Below are 254 nucleotides of genomic sequence, written 5' to 3' on the forward strand. Positions count from 1 at the left end.
ACCAGCATCACCGTCAACCCGTCTCAGCCCTCGCCCAGCCCCACGGGCGGCCCGCTGCCCCCCACCGGGTCGGACCCGATGCCCCTCGCGGGCCTGGCGGCCTTCGCGATGCTCGCCGCGGGCGGCCTGCTGCTGACGCTCCGCCGGAGCCGCCGCTGACCGCCGTCCTGGGGGGGCCGGGCACACCCCGAAACAACCAGAGCCCCGGTTCTTTTGGCCCAACCACCCCTCTTCCCCCCCATCCCCTTCCCCCA

Annotated in this window: 1 protein-coding gene; it reads left to right on the top strand. The window is 75.2% G+C overall.

Annotated elements, in window-relative coordinates:
* Positions 1–54: 54 nt before the first annotated feature.
* A complete protein-coding gene (locus ACFVX9_RS36695) occupies positions 55–159 on the top strand; it encodes an LPXTG cell wall anchor domain-containing protein (RefSeq protein ID WP_387986263.1) in 105 nt (34 codons plus the stop codon).
* Positions 160–254 lie beyond the last annotated feature (95 nt).

Source organism: Kitasatospora sp. NPDC058243, assembly GCF_042882025.1.
GTDB lineage: Bacteria > Actinomycetota > Actinomycetes > Streptomycetales > Streptomycetaceae > Kitasatospora.